The organism is Luteibacter sp. P4_D7_3 (genome assembly GCF_056401735.1).
In genome coordinates this window covers 1-4,809 of sequence record NZ_JBFUIT010000297.1, presented here as the reverse complement: position 1 = coordinate 4,809, position 4,809 = coordinate 1, and the positions used below count along the sequence as shown (strand labels likewise).

The window sequence follows — 4,809 nt, the reverse complement described above, 5'->3', positions numbered from 1 at the left end:
GTTTGGCAATGATGTTGACTACGCGTTCTTCGATTGGGTCGTTCATCGCTTCGACTCCTGGGCTTGCGGCGACGGCAAAATCAGACCGGCGCCAAGGCTGGCCGCGCCGGCCCATGGGCCGAGGCTTGCCGGATCCGGGCGGCTGCGATGCCGGCGACCGTTTCAGGCGAGAGTTCGCGTGCCTTGATGACCGTGGTGTTCGTTCCGTATGGGCCCCAGGTGTCGACATCGGTGCTGGTGAATAGACCCAGCGTAGTCGTTCCAGACGCCCATGCGACGTGCATCAGGCCACCGTCGACGCTGATGAAGGCAGCCAGTTGGGATATCACCGCGGTAAGCTTGCGTAAATCGCTGCAGTACTGGGTCGGATAGCGAAGGTCGAGCATCGACGCGCCAAGTACCGGCGTAAACTCCAGGAAAGCATATCCTGGCAGGAGTATTTCGAGGCGATCGAGCATTGCTTTCCACCATGGGTGCTCGAGTCGTTTTGCCCCCGTTGCATTGGCAAACACGCCGATGACCCGCCGGCTTGATGCATTCGAACCGCCCATGATGCGTGATAGTGCCCTGCTTCCGTCTTCGCGCTCGATTCTGGACAGACGGATATCCGGTTGCGGATATTTCGCGCCATCCCCATCAACACGATTAAGGGCCTGGCGTAGCAGATATACAGGCAGCTTGGCGACGTGGTGCACATGCTCGGGAATAGCCACTGCGTGGTTTACCTGGCCGCTTTTTTCAGGTCCGCAGAACCCTAACTTGTATCGTCCGTGAGCCAAAGCAAGGAGTGCTCGCGCCGTCTTGGAACCATGGTCGGTATCGATGACCAGGTCATAGGAGGTCCTGCGCATGGCTTTGACCACGCGCCATACGATGAGCGGATGTTGAAGAAATCGCGAGGGCAGAAGGAAGACCCTCCGTAATGGAAAGAAACTTCGATAGAGGTCATGCGCTACCGGGCTTTGCGTGACGATGTCGATCTCGGCTCCCGGGTAGACACATTCCAGCTCGGCCAGGAGAGGTGTGAGCAACAACGTGTTACCCAGGCTATGGCTGGTGCGGCAGATCAGGATACGGTCAATGCCTCGCACAGGGAGTGCGTGGGTGGATGGCGAAACCGGTGTTGAAAAACGGCTGAAAATCCATCGAAACATCTTTCGGCGTATGCCATGGATTCCAGTGGGAGCGACATAACGTTTCGTTTTCATTCCAGTGGCCTGACCCAAGTGCGCTGAGGTTACTTGCAGGCGCTTACGCTCACCTGTCAGAAACCCACTCGACATCAATCAACTTGCTTGGACTATCGGTCGATCCGCGCAATCCGCTTTACCGTCCCAGTCGACCGCGGTCTTGCCGGACGCTCGGCGATGCGATTGCGGATCTGAGCTTCGACCACGCCGGGTACGTCGGCACAGCTCCCGCTTATTTCCGTCAGCACGATCGGTCCGCGCCACACGAGCGCTTCCCACTCGAGACGAAGCCCGACGTGTTCGAGCGTCACCATGGCCACCAGGTCCTCGCCTGCCTCGCTACCGACGAGGAGCGATAAGCTGGTTCGATGGTCACGAGCGGATCGTTGGCCGAGGGACATGCCGAACAAAGGGTGTGAGGTGCACTCATCGACTTTCATTCGTCAGCCTCCGATGTGGACCCCATGCGCCGGCTGCGCAGGTGTTCGCCGTGACCTCGATACCGCCTTCGGGAGCGGAGGACTGCCGCGCGTGGTCTCGAATCGCTCGATGACACGGAGGGCTGTGTCGCTACCTGAGGCGTCAGCGGTATCGAGGCCGATGTTGCACCCGCCATAGGGTACATAGACGTCGAGCGCCGTCGCCTTGAAGAGACCTATCGTCGTCACGCCGGCCGCCGAACCGAGGTGCATGACGCCGCAATCGGCGGTGACGAAGAGGTCCAGGCCGGCCAGTACCGCCGCCATGCGGCGAATATCGGATGAGTAATAGCCAGGCCATGCCTCGCGCAACATGGACCGTGCATGAGCGGGGACGATCTCGATGATCGATGCGTCGGGGAGGGCGTCATGCACCGTAGCCATAAAGGCTGTCCACCAGGCTTCGGGGTAACGCTTAGTACCCGTAGCGTTGCCGAAGATGCCGATGACCGGTCCCTTTTTCTCGCGGGAGTTGGCTGCCGTTAGCGCGGCGACAACACGAGCTCCTTCCGCGCGCTCGTCCCGGGTCAGAGGGATCGAAAGCGGGGGGTAGAACTGTGACGTCGTCTTTATCGAGTTGGCTGCCCACCGGACAAGATTTATCGGCCGATGCGCCATGTGGCGACCGGCGACGGCAGGAGGCGCGGCATGAGTGAGCGTTCGCGTGGGCTTGTCGCTGAAACCCAGTTTGAAGTGTCCGCGGAGAAGCCGTGTCAGTGCTCTGGAAAAGCCGGAGCCCAGCGTGGGATCGATGATCAGGTCGTAGTGCGTTCGCCTGATCCGGAATAACGCCCGGAGCATCGCGACCGGATGCTTGAACCCGCGTCGCGGCAGGCAAAACACTCGCTTTACGCTGAAGAATCCCYTGAAGACGTCCTCAGCGATATCGCCTTCACTCACGATATCGATCTCGGCGCCCTGGTAACGTTCTTCAAGCTCGCAGATCAGCGGAGTCAAGAGCAGGGTATTGCCCAATCGATGGTTGGGCCGGCAGATAAGAATGCGGTAGATGCCCTGCCGAATAGGTACGATGGGTGTGCTCATGACACGCCCCTCGCGTGATACGCCAGATCGGGCAAGACTTTCTTGAGCGCGCCGTCGACAAGCGATGGAAAGACGCCGTTGAGTCGTGCGAACAGGTTTTCCGGGAACCCCAGATACGCCTCGCTTTTCTCCTTCTCGATCGCACGCACGATGTGCGACGCCACCCAGCCGGGTTCGTCCATGTGCATGAGCTTTCGTTCCGCCATGAGGTGCACAGCGGGGGGATTGAAGGATGTGCGGACGGCCCTGGGAGCGACATAGGTAACGCCCACCCCGGTGCCATGCAGCTCTCGCCGCAGCGCCTGCGAGAAGCCGCGCAGGGCGAATTTGCTGGCCGAGTATGCGGCAAATCCCGGGTAACCGATGCTGCCGAATGTTGAGCCCACGTTGACGATACGGCCCGATCCCCGACCCAGCATGGCCGGCAGTATCTCGCGTGCCATTTGCATCGGGGCCTCGACGTTGATCTGCATGGTCCGGGTGATTGCACTCGCGTCTGACTGGTCGAAGAAGCGGAAGTCGAGGACTCCGGCAAGGTTGATCAGGACATCGACGCGACCGTAGGCCTGAACCATGCGCGAGACGGCCCCACGGCGTGCCGCGGCATCGGTGAGATCGGCCTGAAGGACGATCGCATCCATCTGTTTTGCGGCGACAAGGTGTTCGAGGCTGGCGACGGAGGCATCCGTGCGGCCTAGCAATCCCAGGCGCGCGCCTCTTGCACCGAGCACCTCGGCGAGTTCGCGCCCGATACCACCAGCGGCACCGGTGACTAGAATGCGTTTTTCACGTAGGTCGAGGGTCATGGTCATTTGTCCTCGGCGTAAGACATGGCGGGGACGGCGGCAAGGCACGCCGACACCAGGATGGTGGTCAACGAACGCGATGTCATCATGGGTAGTCACCCTCGGAAGTGGCGGCGTCGATCTCACGGAAAATGTCTCCGTAGAGCGTGTAGAAGCGATTTGCGGCGTGCATCAGTGCCAGCCGGTCTTCGTCCGTATCCAGTCGATCGACGAGCTGCTCGTAAAAGCCGACATGGTCGACATCGAGGGCGCCGTGTGAGGCCAGATAGCGGAATGCGGATTTCGGCAGGCCGAGAGCGGCTTGCAGTGCGCCGGCCGCCCGGGTGGCAAGAGCGACACTGACGCCCTCCAGCACGAACACCATGCCGAGGAACGACACGGGGTTACCGCGCGCGACGCCATCGTGGGCGTAGGCGATCATCAGCTCCGTCGACCGCATGGGCGATGCGGCGCGAATGCGGTCGGGATCCGCGCCGCAGGCGAGCAGATCGTCGAGGATCCACTGGTCATGGCCGATCTCCTCCTCGATGTACTCCGCCACGGCAGGCAGCATCCAGCGGAGACGCTCGGGCAGGTGGTAACCCATACCCATCATGAGCGGAACCGTCTGCCTCACGTGCTGATACGCCTGGCTGAGGAAGACGATGTATTCGCGTGGCGACACCTCACCACGGAGCGCCCGCTGGATAATGGGAATCGAAAGAAACACTTGGCGACTCGCCTCGGTTTCACGTACGAGACGATCATGGGTGGACATGGCGATCCTCTCTCTCATAGAGGGCTTCGATGGCGAGGGAATAACGCGTCGCGATGGCTGGTCGATTCAGCGCGCCACCGGGTCGCGCCATGCCGTTGGCGGGCCCGAACGGCAAGTCGCCCGGGCACCAGGCGCGCACACGTGCGTAGTCCGGCAACCGCGCGTTGGCCGCATCGATGGCGGCGTGAATGTGATCAGGGGAGACACCCGGCATGGTCACGACGACGGCGATGTTGAACTCGCGCCCCTCGCCAAACACGGCAGCTTGCTGGATCGCTCGCGTGGCAACGAGTTCGCTCTCTACCCACTCTGGCGATACGTTACGTCCGAAGGCCGTGGCGAATGCCGTTTTCTTCCTGCCGCGTATGTAGAGGAAGCCGTCCGTATCGATCCATCCGGTGTCGCCGGTGTGCCACGCCTCGGGAGGAGAGTCGTAGATCCCCAGATACCCTCCGAAAAGCGCTCCTGAAACGACTATTTCGCCATCGTCGGCGATGCGGACACGGGCGTGTGGCAGGGGCATGCCCACACTC

4 protein-coding genes and 1 pseudogene are annotated in these 4,809 nt (G+C 61.3%); all 5 read right to left on the bottom strand.

Going from position 1 to position 4,809, the window contains the following annotated elements; translation table 11 throughout:
• Positions 1-80: 80 nt before the first annotated feature.
• Positions 81-1,208 carry a glycosyltransferase family 9 protein gene (locus AC1DSN_RS18415; protein WP_477332108.1) on the bottom strand — a complete coding sequence of 376 codons (1,128 nt, stop codon included), beginning with the start codon at positions 1,206-1,208 and terminating at the stop codon, positions 81-83.
• A 425-nt stretch (positions 1,209-1,633) separates the two neighbouring features.
• A complete protein-coding gene (locus AC1DSN_RS18410; RefSeq protein ID WP_477332106.1) occupies positions 1,634-2,713 on the bottom strand; it encodes a glycosyltransferase family 9 protein in 1,080 nt (359 codons plus the stop codon).
• Complete coding sequence (locus AC1DSN_RS18405; protein ID WP_477297874.1) at positions 2,710-3,519, bottom strand: SDR family oxidoreductase; 810 nt, start codon at positions 3,517-3,519, stop codon at positions 2,710-2,712. The genes AC1DSN_RS18410 and AC1DSN_RS18405 overlap by 4 nt, the downstream gene beginning before the upstream one ends.
• An 85-nt stretch (positions 3,520-3,604) precedes the next feature.
• Complete coding sequence (locus AC1DSN_RS18400) at positions 3,605-4,276, bottom strand: TenA family transcriptional regulator (RefSeq protein ID WP_477297875.1); 672 nt, start codon at positions 4,274-4,276, stop codon at positions 3,605-3,607.
• A pseudogene (locus tag AC1DSN_RS18395) lies at positions 4,263-4,809 on the bottom strand (AMP-binding protein); the annotation flags it as partial. The gene AC1DSN_RS18400 and the pseudogene AC1DSN_RS18395, both read right to left, overlap by 14 nt.